This window comes from Candidatus Desulfosporosinus nitrosoreducens (genome assembly GCF_030954495.1).
Taxonomy (GTDB): domain Bacteria; phylum Bacillota; class Desulfitobacteriia; order Desulfitobacteriales; family Desulfitobacteriaceae; genus Desulfosporosinus; species Desulfosporosinus nitrosoreducens.
In genome coordinates this window covers 1-24,575 of the sequence record NZ_JAVHUW010000037.1, presented here as the reverse complement: position 1 = coordinate 24,575, position 24,575 = coordinate 1, and the positions used below count along the sequence as shown (strand labels likewise).

The following is a 24,575-nucleotide window of genomic DNA, read 5'->3' as shown; positions in this document are numbered from 1 at the left end:
TTACTTTACTTTGGGGGGAGATATACGTTAATATGCAGGATATCTTATTTGGGCTTACCACAGGAAGTATCTATGCACTAATGGCCCTGGCGATCGGGATAGTATACTCCACAACCGGAATTATTAACTTTGCCAATGGATCTGTTGTTATGATCGGAGCGATCATCGGATTTTGGCTGGTTAATATGGTGGGACTTCCGCTGTGGTTGGCCATATTGTTTTCCCTTGTTATGACCGCGGCAGTCAACATAATCCTCTATAAAACGTGTGTCCAAATTCTCGGAAATCTCAACCTGAATATAGGTTGGATAACCACACTTCTGGGTGCAAGCATCATCCTTGACAACCTGGCAAGAGTTCTGTTCGGCTCGGAGCCCCAACCTTTCCCCTATCTGTTTGGAGGACGGGAGATAACCTTTTGGGGCTATAAAATCCTGCTCCATGAGGTTGCTATGATTGTCATAACCTTAGTCATCGCTATCGCTTACCAGGCAATGATCAAAAAGACAACCTTGGGCAATGCGATCCGGGCTGTTTCCTCACTTCCCGATTCCGCCAGGATTATGGGGATAAAAAGTGAAGTGATTGTGGTCCTCTGTTTTGGTTTTGCCGGCGGAGTCGCGGCAATTTGCGGTATTTTAATGGCGCCGATAACCTTTGTCAGTTATACAATGACCATGACTGTAGGACTGAAAGGGTTTGCCGCTGCCCTGATCGGTGGGTTGGGCAATACGAAAGGAGCCTTTGTGGGCGGGTGGACCTTAGGTATTTTAGAAGCAATATTGTCAAGATATATTCCTTTGGGGTTAAAGGACGCTGTTTCCTTTGTAATTATGATCTTAATAATTTTGTTAATGCCGGGAGGTGTGTTAAGTGGAATTAAGCTCCGCCAAAAAAACGCAGCTGTTAAATTATAAGAGCATCTCTTATACCCTCTATGCGGTTATCTTGGTTTTGGCGGCTGCTTTCCCCATCCTTGCCGGCCAGTATTATGCCAGGTATGTTATTGTCATGTTCATTACCATCATTATCAGCATTGGCTATAATATCTCTTCAGGTTACTGCGGGCTTGTTCACTTTGCTTCAGCCCCTATGTATGCCGCAGGTGCCTATGGTGCCGCTGTTATGATGGTCAGATTTGATATGCCGTTTATTGTAGGATTATTGTTTGGAATACTTGCCGCGTGTTTTGTAAGCTTGTTCGTTTCAATACCGGCTTTTCGGGTTTCCGGTCACTACCTGGCACTTATCAGTCTTGGACTGGTGGAGATAGTGCAGGAAGTTCTGGTCGAATGGAAAGGTGTTACGGCCGGTCCCGCCGGAATGTATCTTCCGAACGTCTCGTTTTTAGGCAGTCCCTTAACCTGGATGGGACAATATTACTTCATATTTGCTGTGATGCTGCTCAGTTTTATTATTCAAAGAAGTATTGTCAAAAGCTACCTGGGACGTGCCTTCCGCTCCATAAAAAATGATGCCGTGGCGGCTACGAGTGCCGGGATAAACGTAAGGCTGTTTATGTTTATCGCTATTTTAATCAGCGGCATCTTCGCAGGCACGGCAGGGGCTTTATATGCCGGATATAGCGGATACATCAGCCCGGATACCTTTGGCTTTGACTATACGGTCTATATTTTGCTGGTTGTCGTGATTGGGGGCTCCGGTACCTTGGCCGGTCCGCTCGTAGGCACCCTAATCATAACGGTACTGCCGGAATTTTTTAATGCCTCACCGGATATTAAGCTGTTTTTCTATGGCTTATTGCTGATAGTTATCACTATTTCAATGCCTGACGGTATTAGCGGTAAACTGAAAAAATACCTTAGGGCGTACAGTTATGAGAGAATCCCGGATTCTATAGAAATCAAAAAGTACGTTGCTTTGGCTGACTGCGGCCTTGAGGAAAATCAGGGTGCTGATGAATCGGAAGATATCATGGAACTGAATAATTTAACGAAATATTTCGGGGGATTGGCCGCGGTCTCAAACCTTAATCTTAAGATTAAAACCGGTTCTATTTATTCCCTGATAGGACCTAACGGGGCCGGTAAAAGTACCACGGTTAATATGATAACGGGGATGGATCGGGCAAGCACCGGCGAAGTTATTTTTCGCAATCAGACCTTGAATCTCATTGAACCCTATTTAATTTCCGGTCTGGGTATAGCCAGAACTTTTCAGCATGTCCGCTTATTCGGCAAGATGACAGTCCTGGAAAATATTATGGTTGGGAAACATCTTGCCTTTCGCTATGGCATCTTGGGCACATTATTTCGTACGCCCAAAATGCGTTATCAGGAAACGTTAAATAAGGAAAAAGCCCTTGCTTATCTGGATACGATAGGTTTGCTGGATAAGGCAAACGAGGTGGCCTCCAGCCTTTCTTACGGGCAGCAGAAACTTCTGGACCTGGCCCGGGCCCTGGCGATGGAACCCAAGCTGCTGCTTTTGGATGAACCCTGCGCGGGGCTCAATGAAGCGGAGATAAACTACTTCGCCAACCTAATAAAGCGTATCCGTAATTCAGGTATCACCATACTTCTGATTGAACACCACATGAAGCTGGTCATGGATATATCGGATCGCATAATTGTCCTGGAATACGGCAAGAAAATCGCGGAGGGCAATCCAAAGGAAATTCAGGAAAATAGCGCTGTCCGTGAAGCTTACCTGGGAACGGCGGTGGCGAAATATGCTTAAGGTAGAGAACTTGCAGGTATCTTATGGTAAGGTTCAGGCCATTTATGATGTGTCCTTTCAGGTGCATAAGGGAGAAATTGTTACGATTATCGGAAGTAACGGGGCAGGTAAAAGTACAATCCTCAAAACGGTCGTCGGCCTTCTGCGCGGCACAGCGGGCAGGATTATGCTGGATGGTGAAGAAATTACCAAAAAATCATCCGCTGCGCTAGTCCGTTCGGGTGTGCGCCTTGTACCTGAAGGCAGGCAAATATTTCCCGGACATACCGTCTATGAAAATCTGCTGCTTGGCGGATACGTCGAGGGTGACAAACGATTGGTGAACAGACGCATTCAACAGATGTATGAGATGTTTCCCATTTTAAGTGACCGGAAACATCAGTTAGGCGGAACTTTAAGCGGAGGTGAGCAGCAGATGCTCGCTATAGCCCGCGCCCTTATCACCACGCCGAAGCTTTTGATTTTGGATGAACCCTCCCTGGGTCTGGCTCCGATTATTGTGCAGGATATCTTTGCACTGTTAAATAGACTTTGTGCCGAAGGGATTACTATTTTGCTTGTTGAGCAAATGGCGGCCATGGCCCTGGAAATTTCCGACAGGGCCTATGTTCTTGAGATAGGTAAGATAGTTATGGAGGGTTCCGGAAAAGAGATTAGCTCCAGCGAAGAGATTCTTAGAGCATATCTCGGTTAAATTACCTCTTTTACCGAATTTCGTGGTCAGAACTTTTAAGAAAAGTCACTGTCCTAAGATGTTACACTCGTCTTGACCTGTGGTTGTAGCATAATAGGACACGATTAACCCACGCAGCGCGGCTGGTTCGCCGGGAAGGCGCTTCCGAAAGGAGTTTCTCCGTTTCTGCCGGAGCTTTTCCGGAAATAAAGTATTGCTTTCTCCTTATGATTAGAGGTTTTGGTAAGAACTGCCTTGACTCTGATTATAGGGCTTTTTTGATGTCGTCAAATAATTAAGAGTTAGGCTATTTAATCGCTGTCGTTTACTTGCTTCAACTTAAAGTTTAATAAGAATATGAATAAGAAAACATAAAAAAATCCAGATTTTTGATTTTAATCTTGCTTTATAAAAATTACTATGCAAATTGAAGTTATTTAATATTGTATTTTGACATTTTTCTATATAAACAACTTCTGGAGATGTTTAAAGCCTTGGCTACTTCACTTTTGTTGGCTTCAAATTTTAACAAGTAGTTCCTTATGAGTTGTTCTTCCACATCTTCTTTGGTGGGAGTGTTTCGCCACAAAGAAATAGCACTGCCGGATGGTCTCTGGTTTATTTCAGGTGGCAGGAGGTCAATGGTTAAGGTGTTATTGCGGGCTAAGTTGATGGCACGTTCAATGACATTGCTCAATTCGCGGATATTTCCCGGCCAATCATGCTCCAGCAGGAGGTCAATAAAGTTGGGTTCAATGTTATCAATCGTCTTGCCAACTCTGGCGGAAATGGTTTTCATAAAATGGTCTGCCAGAATTGGAATATCGCCTTTTCTGTTTCGCAGGGAAGGAATGGTAATGGATATGACATTAAGCCTGAAGTATAAGTCGCTGCGGAAATTGTGATGTTTGATTTCCTCCAATAAATTTTTATTGGTGGCACTAATCAGGCGTATATTGGTCGGAATGACCACATGGCCGCCAACTCGCGTTATCGTTTTATCTTCTAAAACTCTGAGCAGAGACGTTTGAAGATCTATAGGCATTTCTCCGATTTCATCCAGGAAAATCGTGCCTTGATCAGCCAATTCGAACTTTCCGGGATGCCCTCCTTTGCGGGCACCGGTAAAGGCTCCTTCCTCATAGCCAAATAGCTCGCTGGAAATCAATTCTCTGGGAATTGCGCCGCAATTAACGGTAATAAATGTTTCATTCTTTCTGTTGCCGGCATTGTGGATGGCATGGGCAAATAACTCTTTGCCAACACCGCTTTCTCCGAGTAAAAGGACATTGGAATCGGTTTCGGAAGCCATTTTGGCTTGCTCCAAGGCTAATTGGAAGGTGCTGGTTTCTCCAATCAGACTATCAAAGGTTATAGTGGTTCGAGGCCTCATTATTTTACTGACGACACTGTGTAATTCGTGGAACACACAGACAGAACCGATTTTTTGCTGTGTCAGTTCGTTGACCAGAGGAGTACAGTTGATCATGAATTTCTTCTTGCCCTTTGACGTTTTAATAAGTACGGATTCCCCGTAAATAGGCTTGCAGGAAGTAATCAGATTTATAAAATATGAGTTATTGGGCAGCATGCTTTCTATGTCCAGGCCTAAATTATCTTTAGTATCGATACCTAAAAGATAACCTGCACGTTTATTGACATGGATTACCCGCCTATTTTCATCAATGACGATAATGCCCTCAGATATTGATTCCATAACGGTTTGTTTTAAAGAATTGGCAAGGTTTACTTCATGATAGGCTTTCTCAAGCAGGATTTTCCGTTCAATAGCGCTCGTAGCAGCAACAACTATACCTAAGGTATGAATATTGACATGTTTGTAAGGACCGGTGAGATCCAGCACACCGATAATTTCTCCATATTCATTATGAATTGGGGCCGCCGAACAGGTTGAAAGGGCCGCACATTTGCAATAATGCTCATACCCGTAAACTTGAACCGGCTGATTGAGAACCAGGGCCAGTCCTATGGAGTTTGTTCCCATTACATCTTCGGACCAATTGGAACCTTCACTGAAATTACTATAATTTGTAAAGGCCAGCTCATCGTCGTCACCGATTACCTTAAGAAGCCTGCCGGTTTTGTCACTTAAGGCGACACAAAAGCTTGACCCTTTGGTGTAATTGTAAATATCCTCCATGGACGGGGCGGCTAAATCTAATAAGAAGTGATTTGAACTAAGCAATTGCTTGAAATCTTCCTGACTGAGGATATCGGTATTTTTGGGTTTAAAAGGGTCAACCTTGTAGTGTTTGCTTCTTTCCCAGGATTGATATATGTAGTTGTGAATAGAAATGGTAGGATCAAATTCGCCTTTATTCAACTTCTCCCAGAGCCGTAACATTTCGAAGCGGTTTGTGTTATTTGGCAAAACACTTCCTCCAATCCAGCCATTTTGAATGGTTACGAATCATTAGTATTATACAATAATTTTGAATGTTTAATAAAATAAACTTTTCTGGTAGCAGGAAGTATTTAAAGACTTACTTCATGTTTATTCCAATCAATTAAATATTTATAATATTTTAATAAATGGCACAAAAGTTGCATTGGGGGTATCAACAGCAACTTCCAATAAGACATTAGAGTAGTGAGGGGTGATTCAATTCAGCTGTAACAGTTAGAGGAGATCCTATTTCGGCAGTCACTTATTTTTTGGAGGAGGATAGGCATGGCGAAACTCTCAAGTATTTTTAACAAAGCTAATTTGGTTTTTCTCGTTCTCTTATTAATCCTGATTGTCGCAGGTTTTCTCGTCTTAGAACCTATGAACCTGGCAACTTGGCCGGCTTTCATGATCATGATTTTCTTCTTTATCGCCCATATGAATCTTAAAGAAGCGCCTGCGATTCTGATTGGCAGCGCTTTTGGACTGCTCAATCTTGTTTTGGTAGTATACTGGTTTGATTTTACGGTCCCGCTTTTGGGAGGGGATATGGCCAAATTTACAGATCCTCACACGGTCGAAGCCATGTTTCAATCCAAATTGATTTATGTTTGCATTTTTGTGGCAGCCATTATTTTCTTAAAAGACGTTATCCCTTGGGTATTCAATAGCTATGCCTTTATGTTATTTACCGTCGCAGCAGCAGTTTCAGGCGGGAATACAGCGGCGGCTATAGCGGCCAATACCGTTGCAGGGTATGCCAATGAGGTGGTTGCTGCCGGAGGAAACCCTGCTGTCATGACTGCGATGAAAAGCGCAACGGATAAAGCGGTTGCGGCAACGGTACCGGTGACGAATGTATATCAATGGATTATTATCGAGCTGATTGTCGGAATTATTTTTATTGCCGGTGTTCACGGCATTAACAAACTGGCCGCAAAAATAGCCGAAGGAAGCGTAGCGGAGCCAAGTGTAAAAGCTTAAGGTCAATCAAAACACAACGGGTTTGCCTTTGCTGGTAAAGTTAGGCATAACCCGTTTTTAGTTTCAACGATGCTCTTGATGCCGGTTCCATTCTTGGGAAGATGCGCTGCTTTGATTGCCCTGGAGAGGTTAAGACCGGTTTTGGCCGGACGTTGGAAAATATCACTGTCCTAAGATGTTACAATCGTCCTGACCTATGAATGTAGCATAATAGGACACGATACGCACTGTCCCCTGATTGTTTGTGAAGTTATTGGATATTGTGATCTGGAGGCGTTTCTCAAGTTTGATTTAAGAGGATGGTACCTTGATTGGCCAATTCGAATTTTTCAGGTTGCCCCTCCTTTGCAGGCATCGTAAAGGCTCAGGAGATTTTATCAATAAATGTGCGAATTAGCCTGGCATGACAATTGCAATAGCAAAACAATTATTCCAATTAAGTTATCTGGAAGGGAGAAGAAGTACATGAGACATATCAGAGAATTGTTGGACCTCACAGGTCAGGTGGCCATCGTAACCGGAGGAGCAACAGGAATCGGAAAGCAGATGGCCTATGCCCTGGGAGAAGCCGGTGCTAATCTGGTCATCGCGGCCCGGAATTTAGAGCGCTGCCAGGAGGTTGCAAAGCAGATGGCGGAGGAACTGGGAGTACGCGTGCTTGCTGTTGCCCTGGATTTAAGGAAACCTCAAACAATCGATGATCTCTATGCTCTGGTTATGCAAGAGTTTGGCAGGGTGGATATTCTCATTAATAATTCGGGCACGACCTGGGGGGCTCCTGCCTTAGAACTTCCCTTAAGCGGCTGGAATAAGGTGATTGAAACCAATTTGACCGGTGCCTGGCTTATGGCCCAAAAAGCCGGACAAATCATGACCAGGCAAAACTACGGGCGGATTATCAACATAGCCTCGTACCTGGCCTTTGTGGGAACCTTCAGCGAATATATGGATGCCGTGCCTTATCCGGTGAGCAAGGCCGCTCTCCTCGGGTTAACCAAAGATTTAGCGGTAAAATGGGCGAAATACAGCATAACCGTTAATGCCATTGCTCCGGGCTGGTTCCCATCTCAATTAAGTGACGGAAACAAAGAGCATCATGAAGAGATTTCGCAACACTTGATTCCTATGCATCGTCTGGGTACAGAGGATGAATTAAAGACCGGAGTCTTATTCCTTGCTTCTCCGGGCTCGAGTTATTGTACGGGAATTACTCTGAGTATTGACGGCGGATTATTAGCGGTTTAAGCAAAAATATCAAGCGTCTCGAAATGCCGGGAGAAAAACAGGCGCAGGGAGGCCTTAAGAAAAATGAATTTTGACCTGGGATTGGATGGAAAGGTGGCTATCGTAACCGGCGGAGCGATGGGTCTGGGGAAAGGTATTGCAGCCGGACTGGCTTCACTTGGAGCCAGAGTGGCAATTGGGGATGTAAATGAGCAAATCGGTCAACAAACTGCGCAGGAGATTAATGCTAAGGGCGGAAACGTCGAGTTTTTTGATCTTGATGTAACCGACGATGGTCAGTTTCAAGACTTTGTCGAGCATGTTGTTAAGCGATTTAAGAGGATTGATATTTTAGTAAATAATGCCGGGATCGCGGCTAAAAGCAATTGTATCGACATGCAGGTGGCGGATTGGAGAAGAATTATTGACGTCAATCTGACCGGAATGTGGATTGGAAGCAGAGCGGTAGCTCCGGTAATGATAAAACAAAAATCCGGCAAGATCATAAATATGTGTTCCATGTTTGGCTTTACTGCCATGCCGGGGTTGTCTGCCTATGCCGCCAGCAAAGGCGGAGTCAATCAATTGACAAAGGCCCTCGCCCTGGAGCTGATTGAACATAACATTAACGTAAATGCCGTCGCACCGGCTTATATTGCCACAGAACTTACGGCTAATATGAGAAATGATCCGGAGCGGTATAAAGATATTATGAGAAGGACTCCTATAGGGCGGTTGGGCACTATCGGGGAAGTTGTCGGGCCGGTAGTGTTTTTAGTCTCTGATCTGGCCAATTTCATGGTAGGACAGACTATGCTGGTTGATGGCGGATGGAATGCCTGGTAAGGACCTTAGGCAACTTAAGAACTTAGGAACTTGGGGATTTAAGGAACTTAAGCTCTTAAAAACTGGTAATACGGAAGCATGGGCTCTAAGTTTTCTGAAGAGTCAGTATTGCAAGTCAAGATGTTTTAACAATATCTGAAAAAGTTAACAAATTTCCGCTGATCGTTTGGAGGTAACCATATGGAAATTAAGCATGTAGGCGTCTTAGGCGCCGGAACCATGGGAGCCGGTATTGCCCAGGTTTTTGCCGAAGCAGGCCTGAAAGTAATACTGGTTGACATTGACAATAATATGCTGCAGTCAGCTTTGGAGAAAATTAAGAAGTCCTGGCAAAAAGCCCTAGATAAAGGAAAGATCGATACTGCTGCCAAGGCTGCCAGGGAAGCCCTGCTTGAGTGCGGCGGAGATATGTCCGGGTTTCGGGACTGTGATCTGGTCGTCGAAGCCATCGTTGAAGAAATCGGTGTCAAACAAAAGGTTTTTCAGGCTATGGCTGATATTTGTCCCGAACAAACAATTTTAGCAACCAATACTTCGGCGCTCAGTATCACGGAAATAGCTGCCGCTACTAAAAGGGCTGACCGCATTCTGGGCATGCATTTCTTCAATCCCGTGACCGTCATGAAACTGGTTGAGGTGATTCCCGGTCTGGAAACCAGTCCGGGCACCACCCAGGCTATTGTGGAATTAGCCGGAAGAATTGGAAAAGAACCGGTCATTGCCCAGGAGGCGCCGGGATTTCTGGTGAACCGCATCCTCAACCCTTTGGTGAATGAGGCAGCTCTGGTTTACCAGGAGGGCAGGGCCAGTGCCGAAGAAATCGACAAGGCCATGAAGCTGGGGGCGGGCCTGCCCATGGGACCGCTGGCCCTGGCCGACTTAGTTGGTTTGGATGTGGTCTTAAATGTCACGGAGTATCTCTTTAAAGAATTTGGCGAAGCAAAATACCGCCCGGCCCTGATCCTTAAGCAGAAAGTCCGAGCTGGGCATTTGGGTGTTAAAACCGGCAAAGGGTTCTATGATTACGCGAAGCAATGAGAAAGAGCAATGAGGGAGAGCCAATGCTTGAATTTAAAAACTTGATTTATCAAAAGGAAGCTAATATCGGCATCATCACTCTGAACCGTCCCCAGGTATTCAATGCCACAAACAGCGAGCTGTTAGGAGAACTGGCAGAACTCCTGGACGAGATCGCAGAGGATGAAGAGGTGAGAGTACTGATTCTGACCGGGGGAGAGAAGGTGTTTGTCGCCGGCGGGGATATTCAGTACATGTCTCAGGCCACACCTTTGGAAATGGAGAGGTTTATTGCCCTCGGCCATAAGGTTTATGACCGGATCGCTGATTTTGACAAGCCGGTGATTGCCGCCATAGCGGGAATGGCCCTGGGCGGGGGCTGTGAGCTGGCTTTGGCCTGTGATATCCGCATAGCCGCGGACAATGCCAGGTTCGGTCAACCGGAAATTAACTTAGGCATCATCCCGGGGGCAGGCGGTACTCAGAGACTCAGCCGGGTCGTCGGCTCAGGGTGGGTGAACTATTTGATTATGACGGGGAAGATAATTAAGGCGGATTTGGCCCTGAAGATCGGCCTGGTCACGGAAATCCTTCCGGCTGAGCAACTGATGACCAGGGCCGGAGAATTGGCCCGGGAATTAGCCGCCAAATCCCCGGTGGCCATGAGATTGGCCAAGAGCTGTCTCAATAACGGAGCAAACGGCAGTTTATCCTCCGGTCTGCTCTATGAGCAAAAGGTTTGGGCATTATTGTTTGCGACAGAGGATCAAAAGGAAGGAATGGCTGCCTTCCTGGAAAAAAGAAAACCGGAATTTAAAGGCCAATAACCGAGAGTGTGAGGGCAACAAAGGCGGTCGCCGGCCCGGGCTTTCAGGCAGGCTGGCCCGTGAGAAGACAATATCTGCGGGCACCGGCCAAGTTTTCTTAGATTGGAGTGAGGCAAATATGAACTACATGCCGGAATACCGGAGCAAGCTTAGAACAGCTGATGAGGCGGTCAAGGTGGTCAAGTCAGGGGACACCGTTCACTATGGGGAGTTTGCCATGGCTTCCCACGTCTTGGACGAAGCCTTGGCCAGGAGAAAGGACGAACTCTTTGACGTCGTGATCAGAACGGTATCCAATTTATTTCCCCCGCAAACAGTGCTGTCAGATCCGGAAAAAGAGCACTTTATCCTGCATGAATCCTTTATGAGCGGGGCCACCCGCAAATTACACGACCAGGATAGGGGCTACCACCTGCCGATTACCTATCATGAATGCGGCAGCTACTACGACTTGGGCACCATACCTGTGGACGTAGCGTTGCTGAAGGTAGCTCCAATGGATAAACACGGTTACTTTAACCTGGGTGTTTCCAATTCAGTGACTCCCAATGTTTTAGCCGCGGCGAAAAAGGTCATTGTGGAAGTGAATACCTCCATCCCCAGGTGCTTGGGGGGAGTTAAAGAGGCTGTACACATTTCCCAAGTTGACTGCATCGTGGAAGGGGACAATAAGCCCCTGATTGAGATTCCTCCCGCCCGGGTCAGTGAAGCGGACCAGGCCATTGCCGCCCTGATCATGGAAAAAATTGAAGACGGCGCCTGTCTCCAGTTAGGGATCGGCGGCATGCCCAATACTATTGGCAAACTGATCGCCGAATCCGATCTCAAGGATATCGGGATTCACACGGAAATGCTAGTGGAATCCATGGTGGACATGTATGAAGCGGGCAAAATTACCGGAGCCAGAAAAACCCTAGACCAAGGGAAAATAGTCTATACCTTCGCCATGGGCACCCAGAGACTTTATGATTTCATCGATGACAACCCAGCCTGTGCCAGCTTTCCCGCCGATTATACCAACAATCCCTATGTCATTGCTCAAAATGACAAGGTCGTCTCCATCAACAACTCCCTGGAGATTGATCTCTACGGGCAAATTTGTTCGGAATCCTCGGGAACCAGGCAGATATCCGGCACCGGAGGACAATTGGATTTTCATTTCGGAGCCTATAAATCCAAGGGCGGCAAAGGGTTCATCTGTCTGAGTTCAACTACGACGAATAAGCAAGGCGAGCTGATATCCAGGATAAAACCCATTTTGACTCCCGGCGGAATAGCCACGGTACCCAGAAGCTTAATCAGCTATGTGGTTACCGAGTACGGCATAACCAGACTGCTCAAGGGGCTCAGTACCTGGGAAAGAGCGGAGGAACTGATCAAGGTGGCCCATCCGAGCTTCCGCGATGAATTGATCAGAGAGGCTCAGAAAAACAAGATCTGGCGGCGGTCCAACAAAATCGTTTAAGTATGAGAAAGACGGTAGTCCAAATTCCTTCGCTCTAAGAAGGAAGAGTACTGTCAGGTTGAGTCAGCAAGTCTGGACCGGCTGCCTTGGCAAAGAAAGCAGATACTAATGAAGTTAGAGGGGGAGTTCGTTTGAATCGGGAAGTAGTGATTGTCGCGGCAGCCCGTACTGCTATCGGCGATTTTCAGGGAGCTTTAAAAAAACTGACGGCCGTTGAGTTAGGAACTATCAGTGGTAAAGGAGCCTTGGAGAAGTTTAAGGTTGATCCCGGTGTGATTGATGAAGTGGTGGTAGCCCAGACTTTACAGGCAGGGGCCAAAGGGAACCCTGCCCGTCAGATTCAGAATAATTGCGGCATCCCTATGGATCAGGGAGCACACGCCGTCACGGTTAACCAGCAATGCGCCTCAGGGATTCGCGTCCTGGAGATAGCTTGCCACGATATCCTTCTGGGCAAAAGTGAGGCAGCCTTTGTCGGGGGGATCGAAAGTTTCAGTAACGCTCCTTACTACCTTTTCAAAGCCCGGGAGGGATACCGGATGTTTCACGGCAACGATGGTCCCTGGGATGCGATGATTTATGATGGACTTCAATGCGGCATTATGGGCTACCACATGGGCATTACCGCTGAGAATTTACAGAAAAAGTACAAAATTTCCCGGGAAGAGCAGGATGAATTAGCCTTTATCAGCCACACCCGTGCGGTTAAGGCTATCCGGGAAGGTAAGTTTAAAGAAGAGATTATTCCGGTTGAGATCAGCTCCAAAAAAGGAACAAAAATAGTTGCTGATGATGAGCATCCCCGCGCCGACATAAGTAGGGAAGCACTGGCTAAGATGTCCCCGGTTTTCTTAAAAGACGGCACGGTTACGGCGGGAAATGCTTCAGGTCTGAATGACGGGGGCGCTGTTCTGATCATAATGAGCAAAGAAAAGGCAGCCGGGCTGGGTTTAAAACCTTTGGCCAAGGTAGTGGCCACTGCCAATTATGGGGTTGATGCCGGCATTATGGGCATTGGTCCTGTTTACGCGATTCCCCGGGCGCTTAAATATGCCGGCTTGACTCAGGACCAGATCGGTTATTTCGAAATCAATGAGGCTTTTGCGGCCCAATGGCTGGCTTGCAATCGCGAATTGAAGATCGATATGGATATGGTGAACGCCAATGGTTCCGGAATTGGTCTGGGGCATCCCACCGGGTGTACGGGAGTCAGGCTGATCGTGTCGCTGATTTATGAAATGAGAAGGCGTCAGGTTCAGTATGGCTGTGCTTCATTGTGTTCCGGCGGCGGTCCGGCTGGAGCGGCGATTATCGAGCTGTGTGATTAGGCGCTTATGTCGCTGCAGCGCCGGCAGAGGATGAAAATGGGGATACCGTCGGGGCGGGCAGCTTCGGCCACGTCCCTCACCCAGCATTCCGGGGCTCGCCCGCTCGCGGTTGCGGGAGCTATCTTCAGCGGATAAGTATTCTATGGAGGTAGCCGCTTCGAGCGAAAATGTCCACCGGATACTTTCGTGCCAAACCTCCGGGCAGTACCTGATGTGAACCTTTTCAGAGTAGACCTCCATGATGTGGAGGCAGCACCGGCAGAAGATGAAAAAGATTCCACGAAGCAGTCCCCCCTCAAAGTTCTGCTTACATTCCCAACAAAATGGCTGAAGGAGCGCTTGTCTGCTAAGCGGATGCGTCAGTGGAGCCGCGCTAAGGCGAGCGCAGACGGTTCGCGTCCCCGTAGCGCGCCGCAGGTTCACATGCAGAAATACCCAGAGGTTCGGACGCGCTCGCGAACCGTCCAGTGAGCCAGCGGCGGAACTCGCAGACGCGTGCAGACAAGCGCTCCGCCCCAGAGCCAGACAGAAGAACCGACCCTCATGCTGCTGATCAGGCGGGTGTGACTGTAAAAGATAACGCCAGAAAAAGGTAATTTGTGTAAATATTAATATGTTAAGAGGGTGTAAGGAAAAATGGGAGCAAATTTCGCTTATAAAAATACCAGAGATCTGGAGTTCATTATACAAGAATGGCTTCCCAGCGAGAAAGTCTTTAATTATGACAAATTCCAGGGCTACTATGCCAAAGAAGATATAGGGTTGATTCTGGACCCCATCCTCAAATTATGCAAACAAGTGGTGGAACCGGTGGCCGAAGAAGTCCTGAAAAACCCCGCTAAGTTTGAGAATGGCAAGGTCGTTTCTCCTCCGGGGATGGGGGACCTGTTCAGGCGCCTGCAGCAGGAAGGTTGGGGAACCAGCAACATCAGTGAGGACGAGGAGGCTATGGTCCTGCCCCATATTTTATACGCTATGATTTGGGAGTTAATCGGAGCGGCCAATCCGTCCCTGACTCCTTATATTGAGCTGACCGACGGAGCGGCCAATTTAATTCAGGCCTTTGGGGATGAGAAACTGAAAAAGATGTTTTTAGCGAAAATGATGGATGGCAGCTGGTCGGGAACTATGTGTCTGACGGAAGCCGGCGCCGGCTCGGATGTGGGGGATATCACTTCCAAAGCCTATCCTACCGCTGACCCCGGGATCTTTAAAATTAAAGGCAGCAAGATTTTTATTACCGGGGGTGACAATGATTTTACCGAGAATATCGTGCACCTCTTTCTGGGCCGAGTGGAGGGGGCCAGACCGGGAACCGCCGGGATTTCCCTGTTTATTGTCCCCAAGTACTGGGTTAATGCCGACGGCAGTCTGGAAGACAACGACGTGCAGACCACCGGCATCGAACATAAAATGGGCCTGCTGGGCTCTATTACCGCTTCCCTGACCTTTGGAGAAAATAATGCTTGCCGGGGCTGGCTGCTGGGGGTCAATCCTCTGGAGAACGAAGGCAAAGGCAACGGCATGGCGCAAATGTTTCAAATGATGAATTTAGCCCGTTTGGAAACAGGGCTCTCCGCCCTCTCCTGTCTGGGCAATGCCTTTTACAATGCCCGGGACTATTGCCGGGAGAGAATCCAGGGCCGGCTGGCCGCAGACCCCAAGGGTGACCGGGTGCCGATTATCCGGCATGAAGATATCAAAAGGACCCTGCTTCTGGGCAAGGCGCATATGGAGGCCATCCGGGCCATGATGTACAAGACATTTTTGGCTTTTGATGTGCGCCACCGTGATCCGGACCCGGAAGCCCGCAAAAAAGCCTCTGACCTCATTGAGGTGGCCACTCCCCTCTGCAAAGCCTATACCAGTGACGAAGCCTGGTGGTTGATCGGCGAAGCCCTGCAGACTTATGGCGGCTATGGTTACATGAACGAATATCCCATCAGCCAGATAGCCAGGGATGTCAAGATTTATTCTATTTGGGAAGGAACGAACTTTATCCAGTCCATGGATCTGGTGGGGCGCAAATGGTCTCTGGAGAAAGGACAGGTCTTTGCCCACTTCCTGCAAAGCATCAGGGATTTCTACGCAAGCAATCAGACCAATCAGGATTTCCGGGGAGAATTTAAAATTCTCCGCCAGGCTCTGGAGGCCTACGGAGAGATCCAGGCTGCCATGCAAGCTTACAAAAATGAGGAGCGGCCGGAGATGATTCCTCTTTACTCCCGCAGAATCCTGACGGTTACGGCCCAGTTATATGCCGGCAGTCTGCTTCTCGACCAGGCTCTTCTGGCCTCGAAGAAGATTAAAGAATTAGGTCCGGATCATTATGACTATGCTTTCTACGCCGGCAAAGCAGCTGCAGCTAAGTATTATTTGAATAATGTGGTCCCCAATGTGATGGCCACTGCCGGGATCATTAAGCATGGGGATACTTCGGCCATCGACATCCCAATTGAAGCCTTTGATTATTGATCTGAACTCCGTGGTGATTAATGCCCTGAAGTTAAAAAATAATGAGGTTCAAAAATCAATAGCTGAAAAATAGAAATAATAGCCAAACGATGCCAAACCAGAATCGGAAAATGACAGTTCAGTTGAGCTGCTGAAAGTGAAAGAGGTGAAGACAGATGGATTATATGAAAGCTGTAGTCTTTCAGGGCAACGATGATCTCAGGTTCGAGTCGGTTCCCCGGCCCCAGTTAATTAAGGCCAGTGATGCTCTGGTACGGGTGACCACCTCCACAATCTGTGGTTCGGATATCCATATCAAGCATCACGGCGAAGCCATGGGAGTTAAACCCGGCAATATCATCGGCCATGAATTTGTGGGTATCGTTGAGCAGGTAGGAGAGCAGGCCGGCGGCTTCACCCCGGGTGACAGGGTCGCGGTGGCCTGTGCTTTCAGCTGCGGGGAGTGCTTTTATTGTCAAAAGGGCTTTCACTCTCAATGCCCGCAAGGCAGTGTTTTCGGCGGCTCGGGAAAACTCGACAATAGGGGCGCCCACGCGGAGTATGTGAGAATCCCTTTCGCCGCTAAAATCATGCATAAAATACCGGATACTTTGTCCGATGAAGATGTTCTTTTCGTGGGGGATATACTCTCCACCGGGTATTACGGGGCCGAGCGCGGTGAAATAACAGCCGGCGACACAGTTGTGGTGATTGGCTCCGGCCCCGTGGGCATGTGTGCTATGATCTCGGCCCGCTTGTTTGAAGCCGGGCAGATCATAGCCGTTGATTTGAACAATCACCGCTTAGGTGTTGCTTTGGAACAAGGAATCGCCGATAAGGCCCTTAATCCCCAAACAGACAACCCCCTTGCAGTAATCAAAGAGCTGACAAATGGCCGGGGCGCTGATGTGGTCATCGAAGCAGTGGGCAGCAAGGCGAGCTTCGAAGCTGCTTTCAGCTATATCCGGCCGGGAGGAACAGTCTCTCTGCTGGGGGTATACACCATGGGGGTGGATTTCCCTATTAATCAATATTGGCGCAGAAACCTGGCGGTGAAGATGGGGCTGGTTGAAGTTACCCATATGAACTTGCTCATGGAACTGATTAAAGAAGGGCGCATAAACACGAACTTTCTCATAACTCATGTTTTACCCTTTGCTGAAATCATGAAGGGATATGAAATTTTTGAAAACCGGGTGGATAACGCTCTTAAAGTTGTTTTAAAGGTTTAACTCCGTCCGGCATAGAGCGTTGATTAAGCTCACCGGGACGATAAAGGAGCAGGTGGTGATGTGAATGGAAAATCAGGAGTATACGACCCTTCTCTGTGAGATAGAGGAAGGCGTGGCTATGGTTGTAATCAACCGGCCTGAGGTAATGAATGCCCTGAACGGCCAGGTTTTTAGCGAACTGGGCAGAATCTTTGCCGAACTGGAAGCAGACGACAGGGTTAAGGCGGTGATTTTAACCGGCAGCGGTAACAAGGCCTTTGCCGCAGGGGCAGACATCAGTCAAATGCAAACGATGACCATCATCGAGGGGCGTAAACTGGCCCTGACCGTTAAAGCGGCCCAGGATAAGATAGCCTCCCTGAACAAACCGGTGATCGCGGCGGTGAACGGCTTTGCCCTGGGAGGCGGCTGCGAAGTGGCTATGTGCTGTGATTTTCGGATTGCTGACAAGAAAGCCAGGTTCGGCCAGCCGGAAATCAACCTGGGGATCATCCCCGGCGGTGGTGGAACTCAGCGGCTGACCCATCTGGTGGGTTTGGCCAGAGCCAAAGATCTGGTCTTAACCGGCAGAATTATTGACGCCCGTGAAGCCCTGGAGATAGGTTTGGTCAACAAAGTGGCAGAGGCAGATTCACTGCTTGATGAAGCTAAAAAGCTGGCCGCCAGCCTCGCTGAGAAGAGCGGGTTTGCCTTGAACATGGCCAAGGCGGCTCTGAACCAAAGCGTCAGTTTGGATCTTAACGGTGGGCTGGATTATGAAATCGAGTGTTTTGCGGCCTGCTTCTCAACCTCTGATCAAAAAGAGGGCATGGCTGCTTTTGCGGAAAAAAGAAAGCCCAGATTTACGGGCAGGTGAAGCTGAAAAAATGATTGTGGACCCATGATTGCGGATAAATACCGTTGGATTAAGTAACTCCGGACTAAATGACTCTGAACTAAACGACGTTGGACTAATGATTCCGGGTTAATGACGATTAAAAGGGGTGCTAAGCAACATGAACATTAAAAATGTGGCGGTGATCGGGGCCGGCGCCATGGGCCTGGGGATTGCCCAGGTGGCTGCTCAGGCAGGTTACCAGGTCAGTTTGAATGATATTGCGGAGAGCGGTCTGGAAAAGGCCTTGAAAGCCATTGCCAAGTCCCTGGCTAAGAGCGTGGAAAAGGGCAAGCTGACGCCTGAATCCCGGGATGAGATTCTGGGCCGGATCAAAACCACCACGGACCTGGCCGAAGCCGTGCAGGCTGCCGACCTGGTGATTGAGGCGGTTTTTGAAAACCTGGCTCTCAAACAGGATATTTTCCGGCGGATCGATGAAATCGCTCCCCAACACGCTATTTTTGGCTCCAACACATCCACCCTTCCCATCGCGGCCATAGCCGGCGGCACGGGACGGCTGGACAAATTCGTAGGCATCCACTTTATGAATCCTGTTCCCTTGATGAAGGGAGTGGAATTGATTCGCGGTCGTCACACTTCCGATGAAACCCTGGAGATCAGCCTGGAGTTTGTCAAGTCCCTAGGTAAGGAAACGGCCGTAGCCGTGGACTATGCGGGATTTATCGTCAGCCGGGTTCTGGACGCCATGCTCAATGAGGCGGTGAAGTGCGTGATGGATGGCAATGATCCTGAGGAAATCGATAAGGCTATGAAGCTCTGCTGCAACTTCCCCATTGGTCCCCTGGCTCTGATTGATCTGGTAGGGGCGGATATAGTCCTCAATGGCCTGGAAACCATGCGCAGGGACTTTGGGGATAAATACGCCCCCGCGCCGCTGCTCCAGCAGATGGTCAGAGGCGGTGATCTGGGCCGCAAAACCGGCAGGGGTTTCTATACGTATTAAGCCGCTGGTGCTTTCCTGAGTTGCAAGGAAGTTGCCCGGGCCGTGCTTAAACAGAAACAAGGGAAGACAATCTATCAGGCATTGTCCTTTGATACACGGGCAAATTGGGCTTCCTAATGCGGTTGACAGTAGTTTACAGTGGGTTGAGGTTAAAATAAGGGAGGGAAATCTATGCTCTTAAAAGACAAGGCAGCCATTGTTACCGGCGGGGCGAGAGGAATCGGCAGGGAAACTGCCCTGGTCTTTGCCCGTGCGGGGGCCAAAGTGGTGGTGGCTGATTTCGATAAGGAAGCGGGAGAAAAAACCTCCGGCGACATCAACACATCCGGCGGCCGGGCCATTTTCATACAAGTGGACGTGACAGACAGGGATAATGTCCGGGCCATGGTCGAGGAAACCAAGGGACGTTTCGGTAAAATCGACATCCTGGTCAACAATGCGGGGATTACCGCCGATGCTATGTTGCTAAAAATGACGGAAGCTCAATGGGATAGGGTCATTGGGGTTAACTTAAAGGGTGTCTTTAATTGTACTCAGCTTGTGGCTCCTGCCATGATTGAACAGGGAGGGGGCGTTATTCTCAACGCCTCTTCAGTGGTCGGCGTGTTTGGCAATATCGGCCAGACCAACTATGCCGCAACCAAATCGGGGGTCATCGGCATGACCAAGTCCTGGGCCAAAGAACTGGGCAGAAAGGGTATCCGGGTGAATGCCGTGGCCCCGGGCTTTATCATCTCCGACATGACTGCCAAGGTTCCGGAGAAGCTGCTGGGAGTCATGAAGGAAAAAACAGCTCTGAACCGGCTGGGTGAAGTGCAGGACGTAGCTCACACTTACCTGTTCCTGGCGTCGGATTACGCTTCCTATATAACAGGTCAGGTGCTGGGGGTTGACGGCGGGCTGGTTGTCTGATCCGGCAGGCAAGTTTAAACAAAATCTGGGGAGTGAAGAAGATGAGTTTTAAGAAAAGTAAGGATGATATTGTTTGCGTAAGTGCTGTCCGAACGCCCTTCGGCCGTTTTGGCGGGAGCATGAAAGATATTGATATTTACGATTTGGGCGCCATTGCTATGAGGAATTCCCTGGAGAAAATCAAACTGGACCCGGGTTTGATTGATGAAGTCTGGTGGGGCAACGGTGATACCACTAACTGCAAAGATCCCTTTACTCCCGTGGTAGCCCGGCAAACCATGCTCAAGGCCGGGATTGCCCCGGAAACACCGTCCGTAACCTTCGACCAGGCCTGCACGTCGGCTTTGACCACTGTGAAATACGGAGTCAGAAGTATTAAATTAGGTGAGGCTAAAGTGGTCATGACAGGCGGTTCCACCAGTTTCAGCACCGTGCCTTTTTTACTGCGGGATCTTCGCTGGGAAGGCAAGAAGCACAGCTCCTTTATGGTCGAAGACCCCATCATTCCCCTGGGCTACAAGGATTATGCCCCCGTTGCCGTTGATTCCGGCAATGTGGCTATTGAATATGGAGTAACACGGGAGGAACAGGATGAACTGGCCTGTGCCAGCCACCGGAACTATGGCGCGGCTTGGGAGCGAGGTTTCTTTCAAAAGGAAATCTCTCCGCTGGAAATCGTAAAAAAAGGTAAAAAGGACCAAGTTATTTCTAATTTAAGGCTGGACAAAGACGAACAATATCGCCCGGATATTACCCTGGAAGCTCTGGCCAAGTTAAAACCGATCTTCGGCAATCCCACCTGCACCGCGGGCAACGCCCCAGGAATGAATGACGGCGCCGCCGCCCAGATTTTCACGACCAGAGGACATGCCGAAGAACTGGGGCTGGAAGTAAGCTATACCTTAGTCTCCATTGCCGCCATTGCCCTGCAGCCGAGAATCATGCCCGTCTCTCCCGCTTTCGCCATTAAGAAGTGTTTGACTGAAGCAAAGTTGACCATGGATGATTTGAAATACCTGGAGATTAATGAAGCCTTTGCCTGTGTGCCTCTGGTTTCCTGCAAGCTTCTCGCCAACGGCCGGTTCTTAAGCAGTGATTATCAGGAGATGGTGAAAGAGGCCTCGGAAAAGCCGATTTTGGATAATGATCCCCGGAAATATCAGGATTTAAAGAACAAGCTCAATGTCAACGGCGGCGCTATTGCCACCGGTCATCCCAATACCGCCAGCGGAGCCCGCATTATGATGACGGCAGCCTACAATCTAAAAGAGAACGGCGGAGGTTTGGCGGCCTGTGCCATCTGCGGCGGCTTAACTCAGGGCGCGGGAGCAATAATCTGGGTGGAATAACGATCCTCTTGAGCAGGATTATAGCTAGTTTTTGGAGGTGGAATTATGATAAGCTTTGAACTTACCGATGAACAAAAAGAGCTGCAGGCTATGGTTCGGAAATTTACCAAAAACGAGATTATTCCCGTGGCAGCGGCATACGACCAGAAAAGTGAAATGCCCTGGCCCATCATTCAAAAGGGCTTTGAGATTGGCCTGTGGAATTTTAATCTGCCTCAAAAATACAATGGCTTGGAACTGGACCATGTCACGGAAGCTATCTTAATAGAAGAATTGGCTTATGGGTGTTTGGGAATCAGCGGAGCCTGGGATGGCAATACCCTGGCTCTGACCCCAATCCTGATCGCAGGGAGCGAAGAACAGCAAGACAGGTGGCTGCCCCAATTTGCCGAAAAACCCTTGTTGGGGGCCTTTTGTCTCACCGAGCCCGGAGCTGGTTCCGATGTAAAATCCATGGTCACCCGGGCGGAAAAAGTCGGTGACGAATACATTATTAATGGCAGCAAGTGTTTTATCACCCACGGCGGCATCGCCAGTATGTACACAGTGTTTGCCAAGATGAAAGGGACTAAGAAGATCAGTGCCTTTCTGGTATCCGGTGACAATCCCAGTGTCTCCATGGGAAAAGTGGAAGATAAATTAGGGGACAGGGCTTCCCACATAGCGGAAGTGATTTTCGAAGATGTGCGGGTTCCGGCCAAAGATCTGCTGGGACAGGAAGGGGATGGCTTTAAAATTGCTATGCAGACCCTGGACCGCACCAGGATGAGTATAGGGGCGGCAGCAGTCGGCGTGGCGCGCAGGGCCCTGGAAGAGTCCATCGAATACGCCAAAGTCAGAACTCAGTTTGGCAAGCCTATCGGCCAGCATCAAGGGATTGCTTTTATGCTGGCGGATATGGCCACTAAGGTGGAAGCGGCCCGGAGTTTGGTGTTGCTGGCTGCTTCAGAGATCGATGCCAAGAGAGTAGACCCTAAATTCGGCGCCATGTGCAAGCTCTATGCGGCGGATATAGCCATGGAAGTGACGGTGGATGCTATTCAAATTCATGGCGGTTACGGCTACATGAGGGATTATCCCGTGGAAAAGCTGATGCGGGATGCCAAGATTCTGCAAATCTATGAAGGGACTCAGCAAGTGCAAAGGATGGTCATCGCCGGCAGGCTCTTGAGTTAACTATGAACTGGAAACTGGTCTGGGTTTGTCAAGACTGTTATAAAGGATGAGGCGGCCACGTGGCCGCCGTTCTTTTTTGCCTCGACGGGCTGGTACAGCTCTGTGTAGAGTAGAGGATAAAACTGCTTGCCTCCCCCGACATTGATGGCTATTCAATTCGTCAATGGTGATGAATTTGACCATAAAGGGAAGTCTCAGGTTACAGATAATAATCAACCATAGTGAATATGGCCCTCCTGATACCGAAAAAATACGGCTTCAGGAGGGCTTCATCTGGCTTTGGTCTTTTTAGTTGCCATAATTGCTTTAGCGATGGGGACCGGACAATTTGGCTAATAATTTTTCCACGGTAGAGGCTGAAAGACATGTATCATCTTGCATAATCATTACACGGGTACGGCATTTTAGGCATTTCTTCATACAATCGATCGTCTCAAACTCAATCTTTTGCTGATTTAAGGCTTGGACTAATTCATCATGTTTCCTTGTATTTTGGCATACCACATATTTAGACATTCCATTTCTCCTTAATCTAAAGGCACACTTTTTATTGCCTTCGCAGATACTTTATTCATCATGGCATAGATGTCTTTTAAAAAGTTTAAAATGATAGTTTGTTCTTCGGAACTGTACTTGTTTATAATATCTATTTTAAAATTGTAAATTTCGTTATGAATAACCTTATGGATTTCATACAGTTCATGCCCTTTTGCGGTTAGCTTGTAATAGACTTCTTTATTATTTTCGGGATTTTGATACTTCTCAATATAATTGTCGCGAAACAGTTTCTTGCAAATTTTAGTGATAGCGCCTGTTGTCATTCCCAATTCAGCCGCTATTTTGGTTACATTAGGGTTTTCGATGTTTCCTATGGAGTGGATACAATGTATTTTTGACAAATTAAGAGTATCATCTAACTTATGAGTCATTGATTCAATATCCTCTTGCATCCTTTGCAAAGCATCAATAATGTCCTCTGTGATGTTCAATCTCGTTCTCCGTTTCTTATTATTGCTTCCGTGGAAGTGATTTTATTATATGGTTTTTTTGCTTCCGCGTCAATAATAATTGGGTCAACGTTTCACGGCTTCGGCGCGGATATAGCCACAAAGGCAGATGCAGCCCAAAAGTCTGGTGCTGCTGGCTGCATCAGAGATAGACATAGCCAAATGACCCGCCAGGCTGCCAGAGAATTAGATATTTGCCAAAGAGGAAGGGAGAGGGAGGATAAATATTAAATTTTTATTAAGGACAAAATGTAACATTTTGTGACAAAAAACACAAGAGGCAAAATGGTATACTTTATTCTAATTGGCCAGTTAAAGAGTAGTGTTGATGTTCTTGGCTTAACCAATTCTATTAGGGTGGCTACAACTAGTAGATACATTACATACGGCGGCGATGTTACAGGAATTCATTAACTGAAAATATCAACACTGAAGTTTAACGCAGCCAATAAATAAATATGAAAGAAGTGAAGTCTCATAATGTCTTTAAGAAAAAAGAACTCAAAGTTATGCTTAATTTTAATCGTAATCACTCTGATTAGTTTGGCTATTCCTACAGTAACTTTAGCAGATTCATCGCCGACCATTACTCGATTGGCAGGTATTGATCGTTATGAAACGGCATCCCAGATCGCCAGGTCAGGCTGGTCTCAATCTGATTATGCTATTTTAGCTTTCGGTGGAGATTATCCTGATGCACTGTCCGCTGCTCCTTTAGCCAAGAAATTTAATGCCCCCATCTTATTAACGGATACTGGAAGTTTACCAAGCACTACAAAACAGGCTTTGTTGGATTTGCAAGTGAAAAAGGTAGTTATTATTGGTGGAACAGCGGTGATATCTCAGGCGGTCCAGTCTGAACTTCAAACGATGGGGCTTGGGACAACACGAATTTACGGGAATGATCGGTATGCCACTGCGGTTCAAGTTGCTCAACAAGTCAATTCCAAGCCAGCAACGTTGTTTGTGGTCACTGGCGAAGACTATCCCGATGCTTTATCGGTTGCATCCATTGCTTCTATGAAGCAAATCCCAATTATTCTTGTACCTTATGATGTTATGCCTGATACTGTTAAGAGTTACCTTTCGACTCTCAATGTCAGTAAAACCTATGTTGTGGGAGATTCGGATAT

Annotated in this window: 21 protein-coding genes; 18 read left to right on the top strand and 3 right to left on the bottom strand. The window is 47.8% G+C overall.

Annotation, left to right across the window (positions count from 1 at the left end; translation table 11 throughout):
* Positions 1 to 32 precede the first annotated feature (32 nt).
* From REC12_RS06425 to REC12_RS06415, 3 genes are read left to right on the top strand one after another with little or no spacing between them, the layout of a single operon-like run.
* On the top strand, positions 33 to 917 hold the full coding sequence (locus REC12_RS06425) for a branched-chain amino acid ABC transporter permease (RefSeq protein ID WP_308892993.1): 885 nt from the start codon (positions 33 to 35) through the stop codon (positions 915 to 917).
* On the top strand, positions 874 to 2,700 hold the full coding sequence (locus REC12_RS06420) for a branched-chain amino acid ABC transporter ATP-binding protein/permease (RefSeq protein WP_308892992.1): 1,827 nt from the start codon (positions 874 to 876) through the stop codon (positions 2,698 to 2,700). The genes REC12_RS06425 and REC12_RS06420 overlap by 44 nt, the downstream gene beginning before the upstream one ends.
* Complete coding sequence (locus tag REC12_RS06415) at positions 2,693 to 3,394, top strand: ABC transporter ATP-binding protein (protein WP_308892991.1); 702 nt, start codon at positions 2,693 to 2,695, stop codon at positions 3,392 to 3,394. The genes REC12_RS06420 and REC12_RS06415 overlap by 8 nt, the downstream gene beginning before the upstream one ends.
* A gap of 412 nt (positions 3,395 to 3,806) precedes the next feature.
* Here REC12_RS06415 and REC12_RS06410 read toward each other — a convergent pair whose 3' ends face one another.
* Positions 3,807 to 5,765, bottom strand: coding sequence for a sigma-54-dependent Fis family transcriptional regulator (locus REC12_RS06410; protein WP_308892990.1), 1,959 nt, complete (start codon positions 5,763 to 5,765; stop codon positions 3,807 to 3,809).
* 300 nt (positions 5,766 to 6,065) lie between these two features.
* On the opposite strand from REC12_RS06410, the gene REC12_RS06405 reads away from it, so the two are divergent.
* The 14 genes from REC12_RS06405 (at position 6,066) to REC12_RS06340 (ending at position 22,435) form a co-directional block, all read left to right on the top strand.
* On the top strand, positions 6,066 to 6,764 hold the full coding sequence (locus REC12_RS06405) for a hypothetical protein (RefSeq protein ID WP_308892989.1): 699 nt from the start codon (positions 6,066 to 6,068) through the stop codon (positions 6,762 to 6,764).
* A 465-nt stretch (positions 6,765 to 7,229) separates the two neighbouring features.
* Positions 7,230 to 8,009 (top strand): SDR family oxidoreductase, encoded by a 780-nt coding sequence (locus REC12_RS06400; protein WP_308892988.1) that lies wholly within the window; start codon positions 7,230 to 7,232, stop codon positions 8,007 to 8,009.
* Positions 8,010 to 8,072: 63 nt separating this feature from the next.
* The gene (locus tag REC12_RS06395; RefSeq protein ID WP_308892987.1) at positions 8,073 to 8,834 is read left to right on the top strand and encodes an SDR family NAD(P)-dependent oxidoreductase; all 762 of its coding nucleotides are present in this window, start codon (positions 8,073 to 8,075) and stop codon (positions 8,832 to 8,834) included.
* A 180-nt stretch (positions 8,835 to 9,014) separates the two neighbouring features.
* Entirely contained in the window at positions 9,015 to 9,872 is an 858-nt protein-coding gene (locus REC12_RS06390; protein ID WP_308892986.1) for a 3-hydroxyacyl-CoA dehydrogenase family protein, read from the top strand.
* A 23-nt stretch (positions 9,873 to 9,895) separates the two neighbouring features.
* Complete coding sequence (locus tag REC12_RS06385; protein WP_308892985.1) at positions 9,896 to 10,678, top strand: enoyl-CoA hydratase/isomerase family protein; 783 nt, start codon at positions 9,896 to 9,898, stop codon at positions 10,676 to 10,678.
* Between the two features lie 118 nt (positions 10,679 to 10,796).
* A complete protein-coding gene (locus tag REC12_RS06380; protein ID WP_308892984.1) occupies positions 10,797 to 12,143 on the top strand; it encodes an acetyl-CoA hydrolase/transferase family protein in 1,347 nt (448 codons plus the stop codon).
* A 131-nt stretch (positions 12,144 to 12,274) separates the two neighbouring features.
* Complete coding sequence (locus REC12_RS06375; protein ID WP_308892983.1) at positions 12,275 to 13,471, top strand: thiolase family protein; 1,197 nt, start codon at positions 12,275 to 12,277, stop codon at positions 13,469 to 13,471.
* A 636-nt stretch (positions 13,472 to 14,107) separates the two neighbouring features.
* Positions 14,108 to 15,946, top strand: coding sequence for an acyl-CoA dehydrogenase family protein (locus tag REC12_RS06370; RefSeq protein WP_308892982.1), 1,839 nt, complete (start codon positions 14,108 to 14,110; stop codon positions 15,944 to 15,946).
* Positions 15,947 to 16,101: 155 nt separating this feature from the next.
* On the top strand, positions 16,102 to 17,157 hold the full coding sequence (locus tag REC12_RS06365) for an alcohol dehydrogenase (protein ID WP_308892981.1): 1,056 nt from the start codon (positions 16,102 to 16,104) through the stop codon (positions 17,155 to 17,157).
* Between the two features lie 64 nt (positions 17,158 to 17,221).
* The gene (locus REC12_RS06360; RefSeq protein WP_308892980.1) at positions 17,222 to 18,013 is read left to right on the top strand and encodes an enoyl-CoA hydratase/isomerase family protein; all 792 of its coding nucleotides are present in this window, start codon (positions 17,222 to 17,224) and stop codon (positions 18,011 to 18,013) included.
* Between the two features lie 139 nt (positions 18,014 to 18,152).
* Positions 18,153 to 18,998, top strand: a complete 846-nt coding sequence (locus REC12_RS06355) for a 3-hydroxyacyl-CoA dehydrogenase family protein (protein WP_308892979.1) — start codon at positions 18,153 to 18,155, stop codon at positions 18,996 to 18,998.
* A 171-nt stretch (positions 18,999 to 19,169) separates the two neighbouring features.
* Complete coding sequence (gene fabG, locus REC12_RS06350; protein WP_308892978.1) at positions 19,170 to 19,910, top strand: 3-oxoacyl-ACP reductase FabG; 741 nt, start codon at positions 19,170 to 19,172, stop codon at positions 19,908 to 19,910.
* Between the two features lie 41 nt (positions 19,911 to 19,951).
* The gene (locus REC12_RS06345) at positions 19,952 to 21,259 is read left to right on the top strand and encodes a thiolase family protein (RefSeq protein WP_308892977.1); all 1,308 of its coding nucleotides are present in this window, start codon (positions 19,952 to 19,954) and stop codon (positions 21,257 to 21,259) included.
* Positions 21,260 to 21,304: 45 nt separating this feature from the next.
* Positions 21,305 to 22,435, top strand: coding sequence for an acyl-CoA dehydrogenase family protein (locus tag REC12_RS06340; protein WP_308892976.1), 1,131 nt, complete (start codon positions 21,305 to 21,307; stop codon positions 22,433 to 22,435).
* Between the two features lie 306 nt (positions 22,436 to 22,741).
* On the opposite strand, the gene REC12_RS06335 is transcribed toward REC12_RS06340, so the two are convergent.
* Both REC12_RS06335 and REC12_RS06330 read right to left on the bottom strand, forming a co-directional pair.
* Positions 22,742 to 22,951, bottom strand: coding sequence for a hypothetical protein (locus REC12_RS06335; RefSeq protein WP_308892975.1), 210 nt, complete (start codon positions 22,949 to 22,951; stop codon positions 22,742 to 22,744).
* An 11-nt stretch (positions 22,952 to 22,962) separates the two neighbouring features.
* Complete coding sequence (locus REC12_RS06330) at positions 22,963 to 23,424, bottom strand: MarR family transcriptional regulator (protein WP_308892974.1); 462 nt, start codon at positions 23,422 to 23,424, stop codon at positions 22,963 to 22,965.
* Between the two features lie 498 nt (positions 23,425 to 23,922).
* Between REC12_RS06330 and REC12_RS06325 the strand changes: the two genes are divergently transcribed.
* Positions 23,923 to 24,575: cell wall-binding repeat-containing protein (locus REC12_RS06325; protein WP_308892973.1), on the top strand; the 653-nt coding region annotated here is incomplete at its 3' end.

Excerpts from the sequence above, each read along its gene's own strand:
- REC12_RS06425 (WP_308892993.1), top strand. The coding sequence starts at position 33 with ATGCAGGATATCTTATTTGGGCTTACCACAGGAAGTATCTATGCACTA.
- REC12_RS06415 (WP_308892991.1), top strand. The coding sequence starts at position 2,693 with ATGCTTAAGGTAGAGAACTTGCAGGTATCTTATGGTAAGGTTCAGGCC.
- REC12_RS06405 (WP_308892989.1), top strand. The coding sequence starts at position 6,066 with ATGGCGAAACTCTCAAGTATTTTTAACAAAGCTAATTTGGTTTTTCTC.
- REC12_RS06400 (WP_308892988.1), top strand. The coding sequence starts at position 7,230 with ATGAGACATATCAGAGAATTGTTGGACCTCACAGGTCAGGTGGCCATC.
- REC12_RS06395 (WP_308892987.1), top strand. The coding sequence starts at position 8,073 with ATGAATTTTGACCTGGGATTGGATGGAAAGGTGGCTATCGTAACCGGC.
- REC12_RS06390 (WP_308892986.1), top strand. The coding sequence starts at position 9,015 with ATGGAAATTAAGCATGTAGGCGTCTTAGGCGCCGGAACCATGGGAGCC.
- REC12_RS06385 (WP_308892985.1), top strand. The coding sequence starts at position 9,896 with ATGCTTGAATTTAAAAACTTGATTTATCAAAAGGAAGCTAATATCGGC.
- REC12_RS06380 (WP_308892984.1), top strand. The coding sequence starts at position 10,797 with ATGAACTACATGCCGGAATACCGGAGCAAGCTTAGAACAGCTGATGAG.
- REC12_RS06370 (WP_308892982.1), top strand. The coding sequence starts at position 14,108 with ATGGGAGCAAATTTCGCTTATAAAAATACCAGAGATCTGGAGTTCATT.
- REC12_RS06365 (WP_308892981.1), top strand. The coding sequence starts at position 16,102 with ATGGATTATATGAAAGCTGTAGTCTTTCAGGGCAACGATGATCTCAGG.
- REC12_RS06360 (WP_308892980.1), top strand. The coding sequence starts at position 17,222 with ATGGAAAATCAGGAGTATACGACCCTTCTCTGTGAGATAGAGGAAGGC.
- REC12_RS06355 (WP_308892979.1), top strand. The coding sequence starts at position 18,153 with ATGAACATTAAAAATGTGGCGGTGATCGGGGCCGGCGCCATGGGCCTG.
- fabG (WP_308892978.1), top strand. The coding sequence starts at position 19,170 with ATGCTCTTAAAAGACAAGGCAGCCATTGTTACCGGCGGGGCGAGAGGA.
- REC12_RS06345 (WP_308892977.1), top strand. The coding sequence starts at position 19,952 with ATGAGTTTTAAGAAAAGTAAGGATGATATTGTTTGCGTAAGTGCTGTC.
- REC12_RS06340 (WP_308892976.1), top strand. The coding sequence starts at position 21,305 with ATGATAAGCTTTGAACTTACCGATGAACAAAAAGAGCTGCAGGCTATG.
- REC12_RS06335 (WP_308892975.1), bottom strand. The coding sequence starts at position 22,951 with ATGTCTAAATATGTGGTATGCCAAAATACAAGGAAACATGATGAATTA.